General features: G+C 66.7%; 20 protein-coding genes. 4 read left to right on the top strand and 16 right to left on the bottom strand.

The window, feature by feature from the left end:
• Positions 1-3: 3 nt before the first annotated feature.
• From F623_RS0104525 to cysM, 8 genes are read right to left on the bottom strand one after another with little or no spacing between them, the layout of a single operon-like run.
• Positions 4-198, bottom strand: a complete 195-nt coding sequence (locus F623_RS0104525) for a Trm112 family protein (protein WP_018860495.1) — start codon at positions 196-198, stop codon at positions 4-6.
• Positions 199-228: 30 nt separating this feature from the next.
• Entirely contained in the window at positions 229-1254 is a 1026-nt protein-coding gene (lpxK, locus tag F623_RS0104520) for a tetraacyldisaccharide 4'-kinase (protein ID WP_018860496.1), read from the bottom strand.
• Positions 1255-1256: 2 nt separating this feature from the next.
• Positions 1257-2393: a glycosyltransferase N-terminal domain-containing protein gene (locus F623_RS0104515; RefSeq protein ID WP_019572149.1), complete on the bottom strand. Its 1137-nt coding sequence runs from the start codon at positions 2391-2393 to the stop codon at positions 1257-1259.
• Between the two features lie 35 nt (positions 2394-2428).
• On the bottom strand, positions 2429-2854 hold the full coding sequence (locus F623_RS0104510; RefSeq protein WP_018860498.1) for a biopolymer transporter ExbD: 426 nt from the start codon (positions 2852-2854) through the stop codon (positions 2429-2431).
• On the bottom strand, positions 2851-3495 hold the full coding sequence (locus F623_RS0104505; protein ID WP_018860499.1) for a MotA/TolQ/ExbB proton channel family protein: 645 nt from the start codon (positions 3493-3495) through the stop codon (positions 2851-2853). Before F623_RS0104505 ends, F623_RS0104510 begins: the two co-directional genes overlap by 4 nt.
• A gap of 35 nt (positions 3496-3530) precedes the next feature.
• On the bottom strand, positions 3531-4871 hold the full coding sequence (gene rlmD / locus F623_RS0104500; protein WP_026279329.1) for a 23S rRNA (uracil(1939)-C(5))-methyltransferase RlmD: 1341 nt from the start codon (positions 4869-4871) through the stop codon (positions 3531-3533).
• A complete protein-coding gene (locus tag F623_RS0104495; protein WP_018867993.1) occupies positions 4871-5677 on the bottom strand; it encodes a 3'-5' exonuclease in 807 nt (268 codons plus the stop codon). Before F623_RS0104495 ends, rlmD begins: the two co-directional genes overlap by 1 nt.
• Entirely contained in the window at positions 5674-6585 is a 912-nt protein-coding gene (gene cysM, locus F623_RS0104490) for a cysteine synthase CysM (protein WP_018860502.1), read from the bottom strand. Before cysM ends, F623_RS0104495 begins: the two co-directional genes overlap by 4 nt.
• Positions 6586-6703: 118 nt before the next feature.
• On the opposite strand from cysM, the gene F623_RS0104485 reads away from it, so the two are divergent.
• Complete coding sequence (locus F623_RS0104485; RefSeq protein ID WP_018860503.1) at positions 6704-7411, top strand: MarC family protein; 708 nt, start codon at positions 6704-6706, stop codon at positions 7409-7411.
• A gap of 4 nt (positions 7412-7415) precedes the next feature.
• On the opposite strand, the gene F623_RS0104480 is transcribed toward F623_RS0104485, so the two are convergent.
• The gene (locus tag F623_RS0104480) at positions 7416-8744 is read right to left on the bottom strand and encodes an MFS transporter (protein ID WP_018867994.1); all 1329 of its coding nucleotides are present in this window, start codon (positions 8742-8744) and stop codon (positions 7416-7418) included.
• Positions 8745-8801: 57 nt separating this feature from the next.
• On the bottom strand, positions 8802-9440 hold the full coding sequence (locus F623_RS0104475; RefSeq protein ID WP_018867995.1) for a TIGR02281 family clan AA aspartic protease: 639 nt from the start codon (positions 9438-9440) through the stop codon (positions 8802-8804).
• Between the two features lie 107 nt (positions 9441-9547).
• Between F623_RS0104475 and F623_RS0104470 the strand changes: the two genes are divergently transcribed.
• The 3 genes from F623_RS0104470 to ispG all read left to right on the top strand — a co-directional run bounded on the left by F623_RS0104470 (position 9548) and on the right by ispG (position 12775).
• The gene (locus F623_RS0104470; RefSeq protein ID WP_018867996.1) at positions 9548-10378 is read left to right on the top strand and encodes a hypothetical protein; all 831 of its coding nucleotides are present in this window, start codon (positions 9548-9550) and stop codon (positions 10376-10378) included.
• Positions 10359-11453 carry a hypothetical protein gene (locus F623_RS0104465; RefSeq protein ID WP_018867997.1) on the top strand — a complete coding sequence of 365 codons (1095 nt, stop codon included), beginning with the start codon at positions 10359-10361 and terminating at the stop codon, positions 11451-11453. The genes F623_RS0104470 and F623_RS0104465 overlap by 20 nt, the downstream gene beginning before the upstream one ends.
• Positions 11454-11548: 95 nt before the next feature.
• Entirely contained in the window at positions 11549-12775 is a 1227-nt protein-coding gene (ispG, locus tag F623_RS0104460; protein ID WP_018860508.1) for a flavodoxin-dependent (E)-4-hydroxy-3-methylbut-2-enyl-diphosphate synthase, read from the top strand.
• Between the two features lie 20 nt (positions 12776-12795).
• On the opposite strand, the gene F623_RS0104455 is transcribed toward ispG, so the two are convergent.
• From F623_RS0104455 to F623_RS0104425, 6 genes are all read right to left on the bottom strand, one after another.
• Positions 12796-14277: an AMP nucleosidase gene (locus F623_RS0104455; protein WP_018867998.1), complete on the bottom strand. Its 1482-nt coding sequence runs from the start codon at positions 14275-14277 to the stop codon at positions 12796-12798.
• A 68-nt stretch (positions 14278-14345) separates the two neighbouring features.
• Positions 14346-15938, bottom strand: a complete 1593-nt coding sequence (locus F623_RS0104450) for a Na/Pi cotransporter family protein (RefSeq protein WP_018867999.1) — start codon at positions 15936-15938, stop codon at positions 14346-14348.
• Between the two features lie 287 nt (positions 15939-16225).
• On the bottom strand, positions 16226-16882 hold the full coding sequence (locus F623_RS0104445) for a TorF family putative porin (protein ID WP_018868000.1): 657 nt from the start codon (positions 16880-16882) through the stop codon (positions 16226-16228).
• A 94-nt stretch (positions 16883-16976) separates the two neighbouring features.
• Complete coding sequence (gene mgtE / locus F623_RS0104440) at positions 16977-18362, bottom strand: magnesium transporter (RefSeq protein WP_018868001.1); 1386 nt, start codon at positions 18360-18362, stop codon at positions 16977-16979.
• 609 nt (positions 18363-18971) lie between these two features.
• Positions 18972-20543, bottom strand: a complete 1572-nt coding sequence (locus F623_RS0104430) for a PAS domain-containing methyl-accepting chemotaxis protein (RefSeq protein WP_018868003.1) — start codon at positions 20541-20543, stop codon at positions 18972-18974.
• 155 nt (positions 20544-20698) lie between these two features.
• Positions 20699-22072 (bottom strand): HDOD domain-containing protein, encoded by a 1374-nt coding sequence (locus tag F623_RS0104425; protein ID WP_018860514.1) that lies wholly within the window; start codon positions 22070-22072, stop codon positions 20699-20701.
• Positions 22073-22094 lie beyond the last annotated feature (22 nt).

Genomic DNA, 22094 nt, shown 5'->3' with positions numbered 1-22094 from the left:
CGCTCAGGCGTCGCGCCAGCGTTCCTTTTCCTCATCCGACAGCACGCGGGCCTCGTCCTCCAGCATCACCGGGATTTCGTCGCGAATCGGATAGGCAAGACCAGCGGAAACCGAGATCAGTTCCTGGTTCTCGCGGTCGTATTTGAGCGGGCCCTTGGTCACCGGGCAGACGAGAATATCGAGCAGACGCTTGTCCATGTAATTCCCCAATAAGTGGTTGCGACGCGGTCAGATCAGCGCCTTCTTGATTCGGGCGACCGTTTCCAGACGGGCCAGCAAAGCCGACTCGAAGGCAGACGGCACGCGGGCCGCAATCGGCCAGTACCAGTGATTCTCCTGCGCGAACGTCCGGCATTTTACGGCATCCTTCTCGGTCATCAGAACCGGCAGACCGTCATCGAAGCGAATCTGGTGCGGACGAAAGCGGTGATGATCCGGAAACGGGTGCCGGATGATGTCGATGTCCGCCGCCTCGAGCATGCGGAAGAAACGCTCCGGGTCGGCAATGCCGGCCACCGCATGGGCATCGCGGCGAGCAAAGCGGTGCGGCTTGTAGCTCTCGCCCTGGCCGTCCACGCGCTGCAGGCGACTGGCTGGTACCAGATCCATCGCGAACTCGCCAGTGCCAGGCTCGCCACCGGTCACCAGCACGAAGTCTGCCCGCTCGCGCGCTGACTTTGGCTCGCGCAACGGCCCGGACGGCAGACACAGGCCATTCCCCAGCCGGCGCTTGCCGTCGATCATCAGGATGGTGATGTCACGCGGCAGCCGGTGATGCTGCATCCCGTCGTCGGCGATCACCACATCCACGCCCTGGTCCGTCAGCGCCCGAGCCCCGCGCACGCGATCGCGATCGACCTGTACCGGCACCCCGGTGCGCTGTGCGATCAGCAGGGGTTCGTCCCCGACCACCACCGGGTCGGACAGCGGTGTCACGCGAATCCCCGCGACGTCCCCGCGCCCGCCATAGCCCCGGCTGACGATCCCCGGCCGATACCCGGCATCCGCCAGCCGTTTTGCCAGCCAGATCGTCATCGGGGTCTTGCCGCTGCCACCCACCGTCAGATTGCCGACCACGATCACTGCCTTGGCCGGGATCGTAATGCCCCGCCGGGCCTGCTCCAGCCGATGGCGATTCCACTCCACCGCCCCGGCATAGGCCAGCGACAGCGGGTACATCGCCGCCGCGAACGGCCCGCGCTGACACCACTGATCCCAGATTCGGGCGCCCAGCCACGCCTTGAACCGGCCCATGACTACCAGTCCCAGACCCGCCGCAGCACGGCATCAAAGTTGGCATCCACCTGCCGACGTTCCTCCCAGAAACGCCGACGCGCCGCGTCACCCTGCTGGCGTCGGGAGGCGGGGTCGTCACGCAGGCGCTCCCAGGCCGCCAACACGGCGGAGGCCTCCTCCAGCACCGGGCATGGCACCTCGGCGGCCGGGATCTCTCCCAGACTTACGGCCGCGCCCCCGGCCAGTCCCTGCCAGAGGGCCTGACGGTCGGGCGCGGCCAGATGTACCGCATGCGCGGCGCTGGCCGCGGCCGCAAACCAGCGCCGGTCATCCAGATGGAGGATGGTCCCGGGCGCCAGCGCCGAGCGATCCCAGTCCGAGACCTGCAGCCCGGGCCCCGGGAGATCGCGCGCGGCCGCCGCCCCATCCCGACGGCTGGCCAGCAGAATATCGGTCGCCCCCATACCGGATGCTTCCCAGGCCCCACGCCATGCCGGCCACTGGTCGTCACGTCCATGCCACCACCACAGCCGCTGCACCTCCCCGCCCACCAGGGCGCGCAGGACCACATCCGCCTGAGCCTCGACAAAACGCGCCTGGGGATCGGCGACCGGCAGGACGTCGGCCACCGCACCCTCGGCCCAGCTCGTGGATGTGTTCAGCGGCCAGCACTGGTCCGCTGGCCGCGCGGGTTCCCACGTGGGGGCACGGGTATTGACCGCAACCATCGGGCACTGGGCCTGTGCCAGCAGGCTGCGCGGGGCATCGCCCCCGGCCAGTAGGATGCCATGAGGCTGGAAGCGTTCCAGGACACGGCGCACCACGCGCGGGCGATCGCAGGGGCCATAGCCCACTCCGACCTTCCTGAACGGCTGCATATGGCGCTCGAACAGTTCGGGGTAGTCCTGCTCGAAGGTCAGCACGATGCGCACGTCCTGACGCTTGTCGCGCACCGCGCCCAGCAGCTCAATGCCCAGGCGTACATCCTCGGGGGTGCCGCCAGCCTTAATCCAGACCAGACGCCCGCGCTCGGCGGGCGGGCTCAAAAAGCCGCGGCGCGCCCGCGCCCGTACCCCGTTGCCCTGGCGATAGTCGCGCCAGACGGCACGCCAGACCGGCAGCGGGCGATCACCGTAGCCCGCTGCCTCATCCCCCATGCGCAGCCCCGGAGGCGGCATGTTCGCGCGGGCCCTCAGTCATCGTCGCCGCGCTCGCCCAGGGTCGCGATCGAGACCGAGGTAATGCCCAGGCGGCCGACCACGTCCAGCGCGCGCACCACCGACTGATGCGACGCATTGGCGTCGGCGCGGATCAGCACGGGGTCATCCTCGCGGCCCTCACGCGCCTCGGACAACACGCGCTCCAGGGTCTCGGCGCGACGGTTGACCAACTCCTGGCCGTTGACGAAGTAGTTGCCGTCGGCATCCACCACGATATCCAGCCAGGCCCGCTCGACCGCTTCGGCCTCGCGGTCGGCCGAGGGCAGGGTCAGTTCGATGTCCGCATGCTGATCGAAGGTGGTCGAGACCATGAAGAAGATCAGCAGCAGAAACACCACATCAATCAGCGGCGTCAGGTTGACGCCCGGCTCGTCATGGTGCGGCCTGCGAAAGTTCACGCGGTGACTCCGCCTTCCGGCGTGGCAGCGGTTGCGTCCCGCTCCCCGTGGATCACCTCGACCAGCTTGGTCGCCTCCTGCTCCATCTCCAGCACCAGTTCATCGATGCGGCCCCGGAAGTAGCGGTGGAAGGCCAGCGCCGGGATCGCCACACCGATGCCGGCGGCGGTGGTGATCAGGGCCTGGGAGATACCCCCGGCCAGATCGCGCGGACTGCCCACGCCGATCTCGGTGATCACGGTAAAAACCTCGATCATCCCGACCACGGTGCCGAGCAAACCCAGTAACGGGGTGATCATCGCGATGGTACCCAGCGTGTTCATGTAGCGCTCGAGTTCGTGAGCCACCCGACGGCCGGCCTCCTCGATGCTCTCCTGGGTAATCTGGCGCGCGCGGTCATGGGTGGCCAGGCCGGCGGCCAGCACAGCACCCAGCGGCGAACCGGCACGGATGCGCTGGATATCCTCCAGGGTCAGCCCCTGCATGCGCATCTGTTCCCAGATCGTGCCGAGCAGGCGTGGCGGGACCACGCGCGAACGCCGCAGCGTCCACAGGCGTTCCAGCACAATCGCCACCGCGAGTACGGAACACAGCAGGATCGGCAGCATCAGCCAGCCGCCTGCCTGTACGATCTCCAGCATTCGGTCTCTCCCTCTTGGCTCGTCGGGCCGGCGCGTCAGTCGCGCCGGAACACGGCCATGGATTCCACATGGGCGGTATGCGGGAACATGTCCATGATCCCGGCCCGCTCCAAGCGATAGCCATGATGATGCACCAGGCGCTCGGCGTCACGGGCGAGCGTGGCCGGGTTGCAGGAAACATAGACCATGCGCTCGATGCGCTGCGGCGCCAGAGCCTCGATCACCGCGGCCGCGCCGGTGCGCGGCGGGTCCAGCAGCACGCGGTCGTAGCGTTCGGCCGGCCAACTGGCGTTCTTCAAGGCTTCCACGTCATCCAGGTCGGCGCGTTCGTAGCGGGTATTGGCAATGCCCTGGTCGCGGGCATTGGCGCGCGCCCGTGCCAGCATCACGTCGTCCACCTCAACGCCCACCACTTCGCCGGCCTCCTCGTCGTCCGTTACGCTGCGCGCCAGCGGCAGGGTGAAATTGCCCAGCCCGCAGAACAGATCCAGCACCCGCTGGCCCGACTGCAGGTCCAGCGCGGCCAGCGCCTGCGGGACCATCTTGCGGTTGATGCCGGCATGCACCTGGATGAAGTCCGTCGGCATGAACGGGACCGACACGCCGTAATCCGGGTGGCGATAGACCAATGGCTCGATCGGCCCGGCCAGCGGTTCCACCGTCTCCGGGCCGCCAGGCTGCAGGTATACCTGAATGCCCTCGCCCTGCGCCCAGGTGGACAGGCGCGCGCTGTCCGCCTCCGACAGCGGATCCAGGTTGCGGAAGATCAGCGCCACGCGCTCGTCGTCATCCACCGCCACCTCGATCTGCGGCAGGCGGTCGCGCGCCTCGAGGGCACCGATCAGCTCGCGCAGCGCCCGGATGCGCTGCCCCACCGCCGGGTGCAGCACCTCGCAATGGGTCATCTCGGCCAGATACGGGCTGCCGCGCTCGCGAAAGCCGACCAGCACCCCGCCCTTCTTCGGCACGTACTTCGCCCCCAGCCGCGCGGTGCGCCGATAGCCGAGGGTGGTGTCGGTCAGCGGCTCGAAGCGGGTCTCGGGGGTCACGTGGCCGATGCGCTCCAGGGCATCGAACAGGGCCTGTTCCTTGATCGCACGCTGGGTCTCGATCGACGCATGCTGCAGCTTGCAGCCGCCGCACAGGCCGAAGAACTCGCAGGGCGGCGCGACCCGGCCCGGGGCCGGTTCCAGCACCTCGACCACCTCGGCGCTGTCGAAGCGGCGCTTGCGCCCGGTCTGCTGGGCCATCACCCGCTCGCCCTTCAGCGCCCCGTGGATGAAGCAGGCCTTGCCATCGCGCCGGATCACGCCCTGGCCATCCAGCGTGACCTCCTCGATGGTGGCCTCGAACGGGGTCTTGTCGATGCGTGCCATCAGTCCGCGCGGCCGGCCGGCTGCCAAGCGTCGAGGAATTCGCGGTGGTGTGCGGCGCCGCTGGCCTCCAGGTACTCGGCCAGTTGCTGCTGGCGGCTGGCCAGGGCCGCGTCGGTCAGGTTGCCGCGCATGAACTCGAAGCGCAGCCAGACCAGATAGGTGTTCAGCACGTCGTGCTCCACGTAGTCGTGGATCTCGCGGGCGCGGCCGTCGCGCCATGCCGGCCAGACCTTGGAGCCATCCATGCCCAGCTTGCCGGGAAAGCCGAGCAGGCTCGCCATCATGTCCAGGCTGGTGACCGCACGGCCCTGGAACCCGGCCAGCACGTCCATCAGGTCCACATGGCGCCAGTGGAAGCGCGACAGGTAGTTGTTGTAGCGAAACTCGCGGTCGTCATCGCCCTGCTCCCAGTAGCGCGGCGCCTGCACGCCATTGACCAGCGCGCGGTAGTGCAGCACCGGCAGGTCGAAGCCGCCGCCGTTCCAGCTGACCAGCTGCGGCGTGCGCTTGTCGATCACGTCGAAGAACTGGCGCAGCAGCTCGGCCTCGGTCGGCGCCTGGCCGTCCTCGCCCTCACGCCCGAACGCGGAGAGCTTCAGCGCGTCGCCCCCCTGGTAGAGCACGCCGATGGAGACGATGCGGTGCAGCGGGTGTTTCAGGAACTCCGTGCCGGCCTGCGCGCGGCGCAGGGCGAACAGCGCCTCCGCCACCTCGTGATCGCTCAGGCCCTCGAAGTCGTGCAGGCGCCGGGCACCGTCGATGTCGGGGACGGTCTCGAGATCGAAGATCAGGATCGGGGCACTCATGCGGGGAACACGCCGGTGGAGATGTAGCGGTCGCCGCGGTCACAGATGATCGCGACGAAGGTGCCGCCCTCGGTCGCGGCCGCAAGCTTCAGGGCTGCGGCCACGGAACCACCGGACGAGACACCCGCGAAGATGCCCTCCTCGGCGGCCAGTCGGCGCATGGTGTCCTCGGCCTCCTCCTGCGTCACGTCCACGGTCTGGTCCACCCGCGAGGCCTCGAAGATGGTCGGCAGGTACGCCTCCGGCCAGCGCCGGATGCCGGGGATGGACGATCCTTCGGTGGGCTGCACGCCGACGATCTGCACGCTGGGGTCACGCTCCTTCAGATAGCGCGACACGCCCATGATGGTGCCGGTGGTCCCCATAGCGGAAACAAAATGGGTCACCGTACCCTCGGTGTCGCGCCAGATCTCCGGGCCGGTGCCGATGTAGTGGGCCTCGGGGTTGTCCGGATTGCCAAACTGGTTCAGCACCCGGCCCTTGCCCTCGGCCTCCATCCGGTCGGCCAGATCACGCGCGCCCTCCATGCTCTCCTCGCGCGAGACCAGCACCAGCTCGGCGCCAAAGGCCTTCATCGAGGCGCGGCGCTCGGCGGACATGTTGTCCGGCATCACCAGGATCATGCGATAGCCCTTCATCGCCGCGACCATCGCCAGCGCGATACCGGTATTGCCGCTGGTTGCCTCGATCAGCGTATCGCCGGGCTGGATGTCGCCGCGGCGCTCGGCCGCCTGGATCATGTTCAGCGCGGGCCGGTCCTTGACCGAACCGGCGGGATTGTTGCCCTCGAGCTTCACCAGCACGGTGGACGGCAGATCCGCCGCCATGCGCTGCAGGCGCACCAGCGGCGTGTTGCCGACAAAGTGCTCGAGGGTCGGGAAGGATTCGGGATGCAGGCGTTTCTTCATGCGCGCAGAGTATAACGACCGGGCCCCGTCCCTGCCCACGCATGCCGCTGCAGGCTCCGGAGCCGCCGCCACGCCTTTCCGTCTCGAAAGCTCCGCGATTCCGGCCTAAGCTCCAGTCATGCTCGTACTGCTGGAATACCTGGTCGTTACCTTCCTGGCGGTGTTCGTGATTGTGAACCCGCTGACCACGGCGTTCATCTTCACGGCGATGCTGCCGCGCGCCTCGGAGGAGAAGCGCCGGGCGATCGCGCTGCGCTCGGTGAAGGTGGCCACTTCCCTGCTATTCGCCTTTGCCCTGCTGGGCGGGGTGATCTTCCAGCTGTTCGGGATCACCCTGGCGGCGTTTCGCATTGCCGGCGGCATCATCCTGTTCGGTATCGCGATCGGCATGATCCGGCAAAAGGGGGCAACCGAAAAGGAGACCGCCGAAGAGGTGAAGGCCGACAAGGGGCACGTGACCGAGGATATCTCGGTAATCCCGCTGGCGATCCCGTTCATGAGCGGCCCGGGTGCGATCGCCACGGTGATGATCCTGACCAGCGAGGCCCCGACCGTCTACCACACCGGGCTCGTGTTCCTCGGTGTACTGGCCTGCATGGTGGCCTGCTACTACGCGATGATCTATTCGCGCTACATCGTCCAGTACCTGGGCGACACCGGGAAGGACATCCTCACCAAGGTCTTCGGCCTGATCCTGGCGGTGCTGGCCGTGCAGTTCGTAATTAACGGCATCAGCGACGCCGCGATCGGCTTCATGCTGGACACCGAGATGCTGGACGAAAACGAGGTGGACGACCCGCGCATACCGGCGCGTGACCACGACTAGCAGGTTATTCGTACCGCCGGGCCCGCTGCGGGAGGCGCACCGGAGTCGAGGCCAGCAGCGCGGCCACGAACAGGAACAGACAGAACAGGATGGCATTGGCCAACCCCAGCCAGGCCTGCAACAGGCCGATGCCGGCCAGCCCGAAGATCGCGGCCGCGCGTGCCGACAGCGCCCAGAAACCAAACCAGCGTCCGGCCTCGCGTACCGGCACCATCATCCCGACCAGTGCACGCCCGGCCGACTGGGCGGATCCCAGACAAAGCCCGGCCAGGATCCCGACCCCGAGAAACACCATCTGCGCCTCCACCGGCTGGCCGAGCAGTGCGCTCAGCCACTGCGCGATGGTCGTGGTGCCGAAGATGGCAAGCACCGCCAGCGCCCACAGCGCCAGGGTGATGCGGTAGATGCGCACCGGACCCACGCGGTCCATCAGGAAGCCAAAACCGATCGCTCCGATGATCGCCGTGATCTGGGTGATCACGAACATCGCGATGCGCACCGGCTCGTCCCATTCGATTACCTGCGCGCCATAGATGAACGTGAAGGAGATGATGATAAAAATTCCGGCCATCATGAAGAAGATCGACACATACAGCGCCCGCAGCTCGCGGCGCTGACCCAAGGTGACCAGCGCCTCGCGCACACGGCGCCAGCCCAGCCCCAGTTGCAGTCGCCGACGCATCCGCCGACGCGTGCCACGCTCCTTCAGGAACAGGAAGGTCGGGATCGCCGAGATCAGGAAAAACGCCGCGGCGAAAGGCCCCACCCAGCGGATACGCTCGAAGTTCTCCTCGCTGACCTCGCCCAGAAGCCCCAGGGCGAAGGCGGTGGCGATCAGCCCGCCGACATAGCCCATGCCCCAGCCAAGCCCCGAGATCCAGCCCAGCTTCTCCGGCGGCCCGAGACTGGGCAGGAAGCTGGCAATGAACGACTCGCCAATCGCGTAGCCGAAGTTGGAGGCAATGATCAGCGCCATGCCGAAGATCACCAGTCCCGGCTCGACGAAGTAGAGCATCGCCGTGGTCACCACGGTCAGCATCCAGGAGGCCATCAGGAAGCGCTTGCGCGAGGCCGTGGCATCCATGACCGCCCCGGCAAACGGTGCGGCGATCACCACCATCGCGTAACTGGTCGCCAGCGCAAAACTCCACAACAGATTGCCCAGGCGGTAGTCCGGCCCGTCACCGACGATGATGCGGGTAAACAGGTCGCCAAAGATCACCGTGATGATCAGCAGCGTGTAAGCCTGGTTGGCGAAATCGAACATCGCCCAGCCGAAGATCTCGCGGCGCGGGGCGGGGGCATCGACGGGGTGACGCCGGATCAGCGGCATAGGGGATCAGGGGTGGTGGTTTGCCGCATCCTAACGCGAATCCACCCGGCAGTGAGCTTACGGCCGGATGGTGTAGGCCCCGCCTTCGAGCTCGACTTCGAAGGCGTCCAGAAACGCCTGGCCCAGCCGCGAGCGCGGCAAATCCCCGTCGGCCAGGACGATCACCGGGACGTCATCGCGGGCCAGATGCCCCAGTTGCAGGCGGTCAACGCGTAAGGAACGCCCCTCCACCGTGCCGCGTGCACGCTCAACCCGGATTGATTCCCCACGATCCGGATCGAGCCCCGCGCGCCGGGCATCGCGTTCGCGCAGCAGCACCAGCTCAGCCTCGGGATCGATCACGAAGGTCACCGCGTGGCCGTTGACCCCTCCGGTAACCGCGTGCTCGCCCGCCGAATCCCGATGTACGGTAACGCCGGCGCCACGCCGGTCGGATCGAGGAGCGCCAGCGCCGCGAGGGCGTCGCTCCACCTGCAATTCGCGGCGCTCGCCGTCGCGCTCGACCACCGCGCCACTGCCGGAGATGCGCAGCACCCGCACCCCGCCCGGCCCCGTCTCGCCCTCGCCGACCAGGGCGCGCTCCCCGTCGACCGACAACACAATCTGGTTGCCGAACACGGCATGTAGCTGCCATTCCTCCGCCGCGACTGGCGCAGTGAGCAGACAAAGCAGGATGATGACGACGATGCGTGGCATGCCCCGGTTATACCCTGACCACCTGAACCGAACCAGAACGGCTTCTCCCTGCATCGCGCGACGCCGACGCTTGCTACCATCGGGAGACACCCCTTGCGGAGCCACACATGTCTGTCAACGCCCCGTCCGCCGTGGCGCCCGCCCGGGCGCCGGCCACCGCCGCCCGCCAGCTGTTCACACTGGTGCTCCTGCTGATGGGGCTGTGGCTGCTCCACCTGAACCTGCGCGTGGCGCCCGAAGCGGTGATCCTGGCCCTGTGGATCGGGGCGACCCTGCTGATCGGCTACGGCGGCTTTCGCCGCCACCGTCTGCGCCGGGCGGCATTCCTGCGCGGCTATCTGGATGCGGGAAGCCCATGGAGCGAGCGTTTGCGCGGGGGCCCGTTGATGGCGCTGCGCCATCTGCTTGCTGGCGCCCTGCTGGGCGGGCTTCTGGTGCTGGCACTGGCCCGCATCCAGACCCCGGCGGTTTGGGCGGTCCTGGTCGCGGGCGGGCTGACACTGGTCGTGCTGGAGGCCGTCTTTGCCCGGCTGATCGCCGGTCACGCACACCCGCGTCTGGCCCCGGAGCTGGCCCGGCGCGGCGCCTTGTGGATTACCGGCGGAGGGCTGACGCTGGCTTTGCTGGTACTTGCTCTGCGCGGCTGGTATCCGGATCTGTCCGGCACCTCGCTGGAACAGGTGATCTGGTTCATGGTGGAGCACGAGGGGGCCCGCAGCGCCGTGCTGGAGATCGGGCTGCAACTGGCCGCGGCCCAGGACGGGCTGCGCCTGTGGCTCGGCCAGCAGTGGCTGCCGCCTGGCGCCCAGCCGCTGCCGGTTCTGGTGGCCTGGTCGCTGCTGCTGATCGAACAGGCATTCCTGGCCGCCGGCTTCCTGCTGCTGGCCAACGGGCTGTTCCCGCCCCGTGATCCCGGCGATGACCCCGCGCAACCGTAGACTCCTGCGGACCCTGGTCTGGTTCGCGCTGACCGCCCTCGCGGCGGCCGCGTTCCTGGCCCAGGTCGACCGCCACGAGCCACGCCAGTGGGATGATCAGGCACATGTCGAGCTGGAGTTCGAGGGCGAGCGCTATCGGCTCGACCGCGACCGGCTGAGCCGCCTGGAGCGCTTCTCGCTGGAGTGGCTGGAGGCCGGTGACGAGCAGGTCCGGAGCCAGTGGCAGACCCGAATCGATCAAGAACTGGATCAGCACTTCCAGACCCTGCACGACCGTGTGCCCGAGGTCGCGGACTGGTACTTCTCGCTGGGTGCGGAGTATCAGCGCCTGTTGCTCCGTGGCGCCCAGTGGCTGGGTACGGCAGAAGACGACGCGGCCACACGGGCCCTGCGCGACAAACTGCTGCCGGAAGACCTCTGGGATGGCCCCCTTCAGGCACTGGCCGAACGGGCGCAATGGGGTCTGGACGAGGATCAGCGCAAGGTCCGGGATGCCTGGCGCATCGCCCTGACACGCGAGATGGCCGACGCACGCGTACCCGCCACGCCAGCGGCCCTGCAATCCCCGATCGAACAGCACGCGCGCATCGAGCGGGCCCAACAACTGGCCAGTGCGATGGATGCGGATCTCGCCCGGCTGGAACAGCGCGCGGGCCTGGCAGCCACGGCCGCTGCCGGGACGGGGCTGGCCACCCCGCTGATCGCCCGTGCGGTGCAGGCCCGGCTGGCCGCCCAGGCAGCGCGCAGTGGCGGTGCGGCACTGACCCGGGCCGGGCGCGCTGGGGCCCTGGGCGCGGGCATCTGCGCCTGGAGCGGCCCGGTCTCGCTGGGCTGCGGGATCGCGGCCGCCGGCGCGGCCTGGGTCGGGACCGACTGGGTGCTGCTGCGGATCGACGAGGCGCGCCACCGCGAGGACCTCGAAGCCGCCCTGCACGAGGCCCTGGACGCCCTGCACACCGAGACCCGCCTGACCTGGCAGCAGGCCATTGCCGAGCATGTCAAGACACGCCACACCGCCAGCCGCGAGGCCATCGACAAGACTTTCCAGCCGTGGAAGGCGGCCATGAATCCGTGAACCGGGGCAACCCCGTCGCGCCTGCGGCGTCTCGGCAGCGGGCGGGGCCTGCGTTACACTCCGCGCACCGTTTTCCCGCCCCTGCGTAGCTCAACATGAACACGACCCCCGCCCGCCGCAAGACCGTCCCCGTTCGCATCGGCCCTGTCACCGTCGGTGGTGATTCCCCGGTGATGGTGCAGTCGATGACCAACACCGACACCGCCGACGCCCTGCGCACCGCCGTGCAGGTGGCGGAGCTGGCGCGCGCCGGCTCCGAGGTCGTGCGCATCACGGTCAACTCCGAGGATGCGGCAAAGGCCGTGCCGGAGATCCGCGAGCGGCTGGAGGCGATGGGGCTGGAGGTGCCGCTGGTCGGGGACTTCCACTTCAACGGCCACAAGCTGCTGACCAAGTACCCGGAGTGCGCCGAGGCGCTGGCCAAGCTGCGCATCAATCCCGGGAATGTCGGCCGCGGCTCGAAGCGCGACGCCCAGTACGCCGCGATGATCGAGACCGCGATCCGCTATGACAAGCCGGTGCGGATCGGCGTGAACTGGGGCAGTCTGGACCAGGCCCTGCTCGCACGCATGATGGACGAGAACAGCCAGCGTACCGAGCCGGCCGTGCCCGAGGCGGTGATGCAGGAGGCGCTGATCGCCTCGGCACTGGAGAGTGCGGCCGAAGCCGAACGCATCGGCCTGGCCCACGACCGCATCATCCTGTCGGCCAAGGTCAGCGGCGTGCAGCCGCTGATCAGCGTCTACCAGGACCTGGCCGCGCGCTGCGACTACCCGCTGCACCTCGGGCTGACCGAGGCCGGCATGGGTGCGAAGGGCATCGTCGCCTCCACCGCCGCGCTGGCCGTGCTGCTGCAGCAGGGCATCGGCGACACCATCCGCATCTCGCTGACCCCGGAACCCGGCGGCGACCGTACCAAGGAGGTCCTGGTCGCCCAGGAGATCCTGCAGAGTATGGGGCTGCGCAGCTTCCTGCCGTCGGTGGTTGCCTGCCCCGGCTGCGGCCGCACCTCCAGCGAGTACTTCCAGCACCTGGCACAGGACATCCAGTCCTACATCCGCCAGCAGATGCCGAACTGGAAGCAGCAGTACCCCGGCGTGGAGGAGATGACCGTTGCGGTAATGGGCTGCGTGGTCAACGGCCCCGGCGAGAGCAAGCACGCCAACATCGGCATCTCCCTGCCCGGCACCGGCGAGCAACCGGTGGCCCCGGTCTACGAGGACGGCGAGAAGACCGTGACGCTCAAGGGCGAACGTATCGCCGAGGAATTCCAGGCCCGCGTCGAGGCCTACATCGAACGCCGCTACGGCCAGACCGCCTGACGCACCACTATCTCGAGGCGCTACAGGAACGCCGTTTCGTTGAAGGAACGCAGCTTGCGGCTGTGGATCTCCTCGATGGGCATGTCGCGCAGCAACTCCATTGCGCGAATCCCGATCTGCAGGTGGCGGGACACCTGTGTTCGGTAGAAGCTCGACGCCATGCCTGGCAGTTTCAGTTCACCGTGAAGCGGCTTGTCGGATACGCACAGCAGCGTCCCGTAGGGGACGCGAAAACGAAATCCATTGGCCGCGATGGTTGCGCTTTCCATATCCAGGGCGATCGCCCGTGACTGGCTGAGGCGCTGCACCGGCCCGGACTGCTCCCGCAGCTCCCAGTTCCGATTGTCGATGGTGGCGACCGTGCCGGTGCGCATGATCTGCTTCAGATCGTAGCCTTCGAGCTGCGTGATCTCCGCCACGGCATCCTGAAGCGCGATCTGAATCTCGGCCAAAGCCGGAATCGGCACCCATACGGGCAGATCGGCATCGAGCACGTGGTCTTCGCGCAGGTAGGCATGGGCGAGCACGAAATCCCCCAGCGCCTGAGAGCTTCGCAGCCCGGCGCAATGACCCACCATCAGCCAGGCACGCGGACGCAGGACGGCGATATGGTCGGTCGCGGTTTTCGCATTCGATGGCCCGACACCAATATTGACCAGCGTCACCCCTGCGTAGCCCGGTCGCTGCAGATGGTAGGCCGGCATCTGCGGCAGGCGGGCCTGTGCGGGGACCGGTGCGTCGGGATCGGTGATTACGATATCTCCCGGCGCCACCAGCGCGGTGTAGCCGCTGTCGGGATCGCTCAGCTGTGCGCGGGCGAAGGCCTCGAATTCGTCCATGTAGAACTGGTAATTGGTGAACAGGACGTGGTTCTGGAAATGCTCGGGCGCAGTGCCCGTGTAATGCGCAATCCGCGCCAGCGAATAATCCACCCGTTGCGCACTGAACAGGGCCAGCGGCAGTGAGCCATCCTCGCGTGCCACGGCGTCACCATTGGCGGCCTCGTCGTTCATGGTGGCCAGATCCGGCACATCGAAATAATCGCGCAGCGAGCGTTCCTGCCCGTCATGCTCCAGCGGCTTCACCTCACCCCTGCCGGCCATGGCAAATTGAAGGGGTATCGGCGTGGTGGATGGGCCGATACTGACCGGGACACCATGGTTCTGCATCAGCAACGTGATCTGCTGATGCAGGTAATCCCGGAACAGGTCCGGGCGGGTCACCGTTGTCGTATACGTTCCCGGCTCCGTTACGTGGCCGAAGCTCAGGCGCGAATCGATCGGATCGAAGCGCGAGGTAGAAAAACGGATTTCCGGATAGAAGGCCCTGAACCGGGCCGCCGATTGCTCACCGCTGGAAAGACCATCAAATGCATCGACAAGAAATTGTGTTGCGGTCGCGTAGAGCTCTTCCAGGCAGGCGACCGCCTGGTCGGCATCCGTAAAAGAGCGAAACTCGGGCACCGCAGGGGCCTGAATTGGAGGCAAGCTGTTCGGCGTCATCCGGATTCTCCTCTCTGTTTGGCCAGTGCCTCGGTGCCTGAATCGCATCAGCTCGGTAACAAGCATGCTTACGTATCCAGCGCCTCGACCTCCGGTTCGTTGCGGCAGTAGATGTACGCGACGCCGCTCAGACGGCGATTGAGTTGCTGGAAGTCATCGAGGATCTCCCAGACCGGGTACGGCAGGCCGATCTGCGTGCGCTTCGCCTGGATCAGCCAGCGGCTGTTCTCCTGTTTGCGTTCCAGGATCTTGCGCCCGAACTCGGGGCGCTCGCGCATCAGCATCCGCGCCACGGTGTTCATCTGCTGCGAGAGCCGCGTCGCGGCCTCGGCCAACACCGGACGCGCGGCGTCCAGCGCGTTGGGATGTGTCCGCACGAGGCGCTCGACATCCTCGTAGAGGTTCGGACCCAGCGTGCGCACGATGACCGGCAGTTCGCGCATGAAGTCGTCCAGGGTCTCCTTCAGGATCTGGTCGTCCTCGTCCAGCGCGTCATCGGGGATGCCGTCCAGGAACTCCACCAGTTCGTCGCGAACCTCCAGGGTCTGCCAGCGCCGATGATCCATCTCCGTCTTGAGCCCGGGCGGAAGCGTACCCTCGGACAGCGCGAGCATCGCCCGCTCGCGGATCAGGTGCAGCTGATCGAAAACCTTCAGTGTCTCGCGCAGCACGGCGTTCAGGGCCAGGGCTGGATTCTGCAGGAGCAGCGGGTCGAGACTGGTCGCTGCGGAGGGCTCGGCGGCGGGCTCGGGAACCAGGACACGGACCCAGCGCCCGAGCAGGGGTGCGAACAGAATCGCCGCGCAGGCAGCCAGATTGAACAGGGTATGGCCCCAGGCGGCCTGCTGCGGGAGGGTACCGGGCAGCGACTCCAGCGATGCCAGCGGAACGGTCAGCAGCACGGCGGTGAGCGCGACCACCAGCGGCCCCTTGACCAGAAAATTGGCCAGACCGAGCCGGCGCCCCTGGCGATCGCTCCAGCCGGCAACCAACACCGTCAGCACCAGACCGATGTTCGCGCCCAGCACCCACAGCAGAAGCATCGTCAGGTCCACCTGGCCGCTGGCGACCAGCGCAAGCGCGAGCGCAATCGACGCCGTAGCGCTCTGCATCAACAGCGTGAGGAGTGCCGCGCCAATCAGAAACAGCAGCGGGAGCTGGCCCAGCGCGGCGAAGAGATTGACCACTGCTGGATCGCTTCCGAGGGAGCGGGCGGCCTCGCTCAAAAGCCCCATGCCCAGAAGCATGAAACCGAACGCCAGCAACGCCTGCCCGAGTCCGCGCGGGCGGGGAGCCTCGACGTACAGAAACAGTATCGCGCCCACGGCAACGAACAGGCCGGCGAACGCCTGCAGCTCGAAGGACAGCACCTGAATCAGCGCCGTCGTGCCCAGTTGTGCCCCCAGCAGAACCGCGAACACATTCTCCCAGGCGACATTCCCGCGGCGGGTCATCTGCACCGAAAGCAGGGCCGCGGCCGTCGACGAGGGCATCACGACCCCGCCAGCCACACCGCCGACCCATGCACGGCTCCGGGTGCGCGTGAAGCCCTGCAGCCAGTCGATCAGGTCGCCGCCCATCGCCCGCGCGAAGCCCTTGCGCAGGAAGCGCAGACCGAACAGGATCAGCAGGACACCCGCTACGAGATTGATCGTTTCCATCGCGGCACCTGTGCAGCGGTTCACACTCAGTTCGTGTACCGGCAGGCTCCGGGGCCATGTCCCGGAGCGTCGGGGTTGGGAGACGCCTGATCACCGCTGCCGAGCGGTTCGTTAGATACCAGCCGTTCGGACGGCAGAAAACGCTGCGCAACCTGAATGGCCGCCTCGGGACCACCTTGGCAGTCAAAAGCTCCTTTCCGGACCCGGATCCTCAAAAAGAAAACGGGCCGCTTCCCGGCTCGGAGTCCCGGAAGACGGCCCGCTGGTCAGTGTCCTGAGCGGACGCGTCAGAAGGTCAGAGTATAACCGGCCACGAAGAGGTCCTGGGCACCGCTCTCGTCGCGCGAGGCGTAGGTCAGCGAGAAGGTGCCGAAGTCGGTCGCGTGCGCCGCACCCAGTTCCCAAAACTTCGCGCCGTTGTCGTCGGCCGGATCGTCATAGCCAAGCCCGCCGAAGAGTTCGGTGCGCGGCGCCACTTCGTGTCCGGCCCCGACGAACCAGACGCGGCTTCCCTCGGCATCGCGATCGTCGGCGTGGGCGACATACGCCACCTCGGCGAACAGCGGCCCCCAATCGGCGCCCAGGAACAGCTCACCCTCGTCTTCGTCATCCAGGCTGGAGTAGTGGGAGTACTCGTATCCGAATTCGATACCGACCGGGCCGGCGTCAAAACCGTAGCCGACGAACGGGACGATCTCGGTGCCACGGCCACTGCCGAGGCTGGAGGCCTGCACACCGGTGAATACGCCGGTGGGGAAGCCCAGCTCGAAGCCGCCCTGCACCACCGGGTCGTTGTCCGACTTGGAGGCACCGTCGTCGATGTAGTCGGTGAACACGCCGATGTTGAATTCGGCCTCGGCAGCCTGAATGGCCGGCACCCCGAAGGCGAAGATGCCGGCCAGGGTGGCGCCCAGCACGCCGCGATGGAAGTTGCGATGATTCATGTCGATTCCTCGTTGTTCAATCATTCTTAACAGGCTTGACAGGCGCGCTGCCGGCGTCTGTCCTCGGCAACGCGATTCGGGTTCTCCCCAGGTTTCAAACCGGCATATGCGCGCTCAGCAGCCAGGCGGCCATACCAAAGTACACGGCCAGGCCGGTGAAATCCTTGATGGTGGTGATGAACGGGTCCGCCCCCGGCGCATGATCCACGCCGATCTTCAGCAGCACCCACGGAAGCAGGAATCCCAGGATCGAGGCGGTGAACACCGAGAAGAACAGCGCCGTGCCGACCACGAAACCCAGTTCCGGAATGCCGTTCGGTACACCTTGCCAGAAGTGGGCGATGGTCCCGGCGAGCACGGCCATAATCACCCCCATGACCAGGCCCACGGCGCCCTCACGCACCATGTGGCCACGGAAGAATCGGCCCAGGTTGATATGCCCCAGGGCAAGCCCGCGGGCGAAGATCGTGGTCGACTGCGTTCCCACGTTTCCGCCCATGTCCATCACCAGCGGGATGAAGATGGCCAGCGCAACCACCGCCGCCAGGGTGTCCTCGAAGAAGTCGATCACCCCGCCTACGGCCAGACCACCGGCCAGCGTCACCATCAGGAAGGCCATGCGCACCTTGACCGCATAGCCGATCCCGCCGGAGGTCAGCTTCTCCGAGCGCACGACATCCTTCTGGTGCAGCAGATCGCCGATCCCGGCCTTCTTGTAGAAGTCCTCCGAGGTGTCTTCCTCAAGCACGTCCATCGCGTCGTCGATGCGCAGCACCCCCACCAGCACGCCATCGGCATCCACCACCGGCAGATACGGCAGATCCGTGCGCTGCAGCAGGCGGGCGGCCTCGACCTTGTCGCCGTCGGGCGTGGTGTAGAAGTCCTCCAGTTCGATCAGATCCCCAACCGTCTGGCCGGACTCCGCGCGGAACATCCGGCCCAGGCGCACCAGCCCCTGGTAGTGGTGGTCACGATCCGTGATCAGCAGTGCGGCCCCGATATCGTCCGGCATATTGCGATCGTCGCGCAGGCGGGCAGTGACCTCGCTGACGGTCTCTTCCGGAGTCACCCAGAACACCGGGCGACGCATCACACGGGCCACGGTGTCCTCGTCCTGACGCCACAGGGCGCGTACCTTGTCGCGCTTGGCTCCGGGGAGGGCATCCAGCAGGTCATCCGCCAGGGACTTGCCCACCAGCGCCAGAGACCGCGCCAGGGTGTAGGCCGGCAGGGCCTGCACCAGCTCGCGGGCCTCCGGCTCGGGCATATGCTCGAACAGGATCGCCTGTTCTTCGTCGTCCATCGCCAGGAAGATGGCGCGACGCTCATTGGTGTCCACACCCTCGAGGATTACCAAGCGGGAACGCGGGTCCAGTTCCGACAGGCGGTTGGCGGTGATGGCCGGGACCGGATGGATCACCTCGTCGCGGGCAGCACCCACGTCACCGGCATGAATCATTTCCAGAATCTTGTCGTTCATTGCAATGCTCCTTGTGCTTAAAAAAATGAAAAACGCACGCGGGGCATTACAAAAGACAAAAGAATCCCGTGACTGCTGGTGGCGGTCTTTTACAAAACCCCCATCAGCGAGACGAACACCTTTTTCCTTTGCTCACTGCCCCGCAGTGATATTCCGGATCTAGACCCGGGGTCGTCGTCTTCAGGCGCTGGCATGGCGACCTCCTGCTGGTTGTTCATAGGTACAGTCCACTCCGCTGCGCGCACAGCAACGCACGCACCGGCCCGGAATCCGAGCAGAGGCGGAATATCATCGAATGGCATGGGGCAGCGCGCCACGCGCAAGGGCGGGCGCACAACGGGCTTGGGGGCTGGAGAAACGCCCGCGAGGGACGCTAGGGGGAAGGCGTTCTGTCACCCCCCGGAGTCACGCATATCGCTGACACCGGAGGGCACCACCGTTCTACCGGGTGGCGGGACCCCGCTGGCAACGATATGCACGCTCGTACCGGCCACCGGCCCGACGCTCATGCATCCATCGACAACAGTCCATTGACAGACCTCTGCTACTCAAGATGGGCGCGATTGTAGTGACGCACGTTCACTTTCGCAACCCCACACATAAACATTTTTACCCGGCCTTTTGTTCAAAACGCTGGATCAGCGCTTTTAGTTCGGCGGCCTCGGCCTGCATCCGCGCACTGGCGTCGCGCGCGTGCACCGAGACCGATCCGGTTTCACTGGCCACATCGCGTATGGAGGTCACGTTGCGGTTGATCTCCTCGGAGACCGCGCTTTGTTCCTCCACCGCCGTGGCGATCTGAGTGTTCATCTCGGTGATCTGGGCAACGGCCTGGCGGATGGTGGTCAGCGAATCACCGGCCGCCCGGGCCTTTTCCACCCCGTCGGCTGCCTGTTCCTGACTGGCGCGCATGGCAGACATCGCCCCGCGCGCGCCATCCTGCAGGCTCTCGATCATATTGCGGATGGTTACCGTGGACTCGTCGGTGCGCTGCGACAGGGAGCGCACCTCGTCGGCCACCACCGCGAAGCCACGCCCGTGCTCGCCCGCACGGGCGGCCTCGATCGCGGCATTCAGCGCCAACAGGTTGGTCTGTTCAGCAATCTCGCGGATCACGCTCAGGATCTTGTCGATCTCCTCGGTACTCGCCTCCAGCTTGCCCAACTTTTCCGCGGTGGATTCGACCTCGGCCGCCATGCGGTTGATCACGGCGACTGTGTCGTTCACGACCTCCTGACCGGCTCCGGTTTCTCTCTCGGCGTGGTTGGCCGCCTCGGCTGCACGGGCGGAGTTGCCCGCCATCTCCTGGATGGTCGAGCTCATCTCGTTCATCGCGGTGGCGACCTGGTCGATCTCGTTCTGCTGGCGCTCCACGCCCGAGGCTGTCTGCTCGACGCTGCTGGCCATCGCCTGCGCGTCACCGGCCACGGCATCGGCCTTGTCCTCGATGCGGCCCAGGACCGTGCGCAGCTTCGCCTCGTTGAAGTGCTGGATCAGCTCCAGCGACGCGCTGTCGTCACGACGTCCGGTGTAGATCGCCTCCATCACGGGATTGTCGAACTGCTCGCGCGCACGGCGCACAGCCTGACGCACGCCCGCGGTCAGCGCCCAGGTCACGCCCCCACCGGCGACGAAAACCAGGGCCACAATGGCAATCTGAGAAGTCACATCCGGCACCAGAAGCAGTGTGGCCAACACCAGGGCAAGCCCAGCGAGCCATGTACCGGCAAGGCGACAGGTGAGCCCGTGGTACCAGCGCCGCGTATAAGTCCGTCCACGGTTGAGCCCGGCATATACGGCCTCCGCGCGCCCCACATGCTCGCGATCCGGGATCGCCCGCACGGACTCGTATCCAGTTTTGCGCCCGCCCTCGTAGGACGGCGTCACAAAGGCATCGACCCAGTAGTGATCGCCGTTCTTGCGCCGATTCTTGACGATGCCCATCCAGGGACGGTCTGCCTTCAGGGTCTCCCACAGATTGGCATAGGCCGCCTCCGGCATGTCCGGATGGCGCACGATGTTGTGCGCGGCATGCTCCAGCTCCTCGCAGTCGAAGCCGCTGACGGTCACGAAGTCATCGTTGGCGTAACGGATGCGGCCCTTCTCGTCGGTGGCCGAGATCAGGTCGCCATGGGAGTCCAGGGGATACTCGGTCTGGGTGACAGGAAGGTTCTGACGCATAACGGACGATGTCCTTTTGTTCCGGTTCCGGGATGATTCTGGCGCAATAGGCCACCGCGCCACGCTGCGCACAGTACATATGCGCCAACCGATATAACGGCCGCGACCAACGAGTCTTGAGGCGGCTCGGGGCGCCGCCATATGCGGGACAATGGCTACTCAACGCTCGACGCAACCCGTACCACCCGAGAGAAGCCGCTGAATGCGCGGTCGTCGAGCGCATGCTGACGACTGCGACGGTCGGCGTACACGATACCGATCACCTGCCCCCGGTAACGCACCGGCGCAAAAAAGGCATCGACTCCACCGGTAAGCGCCTGGATGGCCTCCGGAAGCTCCACGCCCGGGTAATGGCGCCCCCACCATGTCGGCGCATCATCCTCCAGCACCGCTTCCAGCGGGCCCAGGGCGGAGCGCTGGATCACGAAGTGGCTGAACTCTGGCTCATGCAAAGTGCCCACCAGGTGCTCGGCCCGCAACGATTCACCATCACGTGAGAGGCCCGCGAACACAACGCGATTCAAGCCGAGACCAAACTGCATCACGCGCAGCATACGCCGCAGCCTCGACACGCGGTTCGCTTCGTGCTGCAGTCGGTTCAGGCCCCCCTCCAGCACGTCGGCACGCGGACAAAGTGCCAGGGGTGTACGGTGGCGTGGTTTCAGCCAGACCGATCCAGGTGTTTCGGGATCCAGAGGTTCGAGGCGGTACACGGCGATCTCTTCATTGAACCGCTCGATGATCTCGGACAGCCGGTCCGCGGCCACCTTTTCGTTGACCCCGGTCAAGCCGGCCAGCAGGCGCAGGTCACGATCACCACGCACCGTGTCCATGCCGCGCATGATCTGCCAGGCCAGGGCACTGGCCACCATGACCTCGAAGGCGCGTGGATGGACGGCATTGACCGCGCGCTGCGTGCCCACCACCAACTCGGGCAGCGCCATCGCCTCGGTCATCGCGCGCGACAAGTCGTCGGTCGCATAGCCCAGCGCGGCATAGCTGGCTTCGTCCGGGAGGGCATTGAGTTCGAGCATGGCCAGCAACCGTCCCATGCGCGGCTCTCCCTCGATCAGCAATCCCAACAGGCCCAGCTGGTTCATCAAGGCGGCCAGTCCCACTTCCGCGGGCTCGGCATCGCGGCGGCGGTACGCCACGTCGGCCGCGATCATCGCAGCCAGCCGCGACTGGCCCGCCACCTGCCGATACCGTTGTGGTTCGCGCACGGCCTCGACCACCCGGGGGGCTATGCGGATCTCGTCACAGACGTTCTGCAGGCCCAGCATCGCGATGGCATCCGGGACCGAATGAACCTCCTGGCGCAGCCCGCGACGCGAGCGATTGGCGCGCAGGACCAGGCGCAGGGCCAGCCCGGGGTCCCGTTCGGCCCACTGGCCGAGTTCCCGCAACGAACGCTGCACCAGGTCGTCGGGGTTGGAGAACGCAGCGTCACTGGCTTCCAGGATCGGCCAGTCGAGTGCGGCCAGCCGGCGTGCCTGACCGCTGTAGGGCGTGCCCTCATCCTGGGACATGCTGTACCTCGCGCAGGGGAGT

The sequence above is a fragment of the Thioalkalivibrio sp. ALD1 genome, assembly GCF_000381245.1.
In the GTDB taxonomy this organism is placed as follows: domain Bacteria; phylum Pseudomonadota; class Gammaproteobacteria; order Ectothiorhodospirales; family Ectothiorhodospiraceae; genus Thioalkalivibrio.
Note: the sequence above shows the minus strand (reverse complement) of the source record. Positions and strands in the feature narration are given on the sequence as shown.

What these genes read in the sequence shown, in the direction of transcription:
- F623_RS0104525 (WP_018860495.1), bottom strand. Translation starts at nt 198, where the DNA reads ATGGACAAGCGTCTGCTCGATATTCTCGTCTGCCCGGTGACCAAGGGC.
- lpxK (WP_018860496.1), bottom strand. Translation starts at nt 1,254, where the DNA reads ATGGGCCGGTTCAAGGCGTGGCTGGGCGCCCGAATCTGGGATCAGTGG.
- F623_RS0104515 (WP_019572149.1), bottom strand. Translation starts at nt 2,393, where the DNA reads ATGGGGGATGAGGCAGCGGGCTACGGTGATCGCCCGCTGCCGGTCTGG.
- F623_RS0104505 (WP_018860499.1), bottom strand. Translation starts at nt 3,495, where the DNA reads ATGCTGGAGATCGTACAGGCAGGCGGCTGGCTGATGCTGCCGATCCTG.
- rlmD (WP_026279329.1), bottom strand. Translation starts at nt 4,871, where the DNA reads ATGGCACGCATCGACAAGACCCCGTTCGAGGCCACCATCGAGGAGGTC.
- F623_RS0104495 (WP_018867993.1), bottom strand. Translation starts at nt 5,677, where the DNA reads ATGAGTGCCCCGATCCTGATCTTCGATCTCGAGACCGTCCCCGACATC.
- cysM (WP_018860502.1), bottom strand. Translation starts at nt 6,585, where the DNA reads ATGAAGAAACGCCTGCATCCCGAATCCTTCCCGACCCTCGAGCACTTT.
- F623_RS0104485 (WP_018860503.1), top strand. Translation starts at nt 6,704, where the DNA reads ATGCTCGTACTGCTGGAATACCTGGTCGTTACCTTCCTGGCGGTGTTC.
- F623_RS0104480 (WP_018867994.1), bottom strand. Translation starts at nt 8,744, where the DNA reads ATGCCGCTGATCCGGCGTCACCCCGTCGATGCCCCCGCCCCGCGCCGC.
- F623_RS0104475 (WP_018867995.1), bottom strand. Translation starts at nt 9,440, where the DNA reads ATGCCACGCATCGTCGTCATCATCCTGCTTTGTCTGCTCACTGCGCCA.
- F623_RS0104470 (WP_018867996.1), top strand. Translation starts at nt 9,548, where the DNA reads ATGTCTGTCAACGCCCCGTCCGCCGTGGCGCCCGCCCGGGCGCCGGCC.
- F623_RS0104465 (WP_018867997.1), top strand. Translation starts at nt 10,359, where the DNA reads ATGACCCCGCGCAACCGTAGACTCCTGCGGACCCTGGTCTGGTTCGCG.
- ispG (WP_018860508.1), top strand. Translation starts at nt 11,549, where the DNA reads ATGAACACGACCCCCGCCCGCCGCAAGACCGTCCCCGTTCGCATCGGC.
- F623_RS0104455 (WP_018867998.1), bottom strand. Translation starts at nt 14,277, where the DNA reads ATGACGCCGAACAGCTTGCCTCCAATTCAGGCCCCTGCGGTGCCCGAG.
- F623_RS0104450 (WP_018867999.1), bottom strand. Translation starts at nt 15,938, where the DNA reads ATGGAAACGATCAATCTCGTAGCGGGTGTCCTGCTGATCCTGTTCGGT.
- F623_RS0104445 (WP_018868000.1), bottom strand. Translation starts at nt 16,882, where the DNA reads ATGAATCATCGCAACTTCCATCGCGGCGTGCTGGGCGCCACCCTGGCC.
- mgtE (WP_018868001.1), bottom strand. Translation starts at nt 18,362, where the DNA reads ATGAACGACAAGATTCTGGAAATGATTCATGCCGGTGACGTGGGTGCT.
- F623_RS0104430 (WP_018868003.1), bottom strand. Translation starts at nt 20,543, where the DNA reads ATGCGTCAGAACCTTCCTGTCACCCAGACCGAGTATCCCCTGGACTCC.
- F623_RS0104425 (WP_018860514.1), bottom strand. Translation starts at nt 22,072, where the DNA reads ATGTCCCAGGATGAGGGCACGCCCTACAGCGGTCAGGCACGCCGGCTG.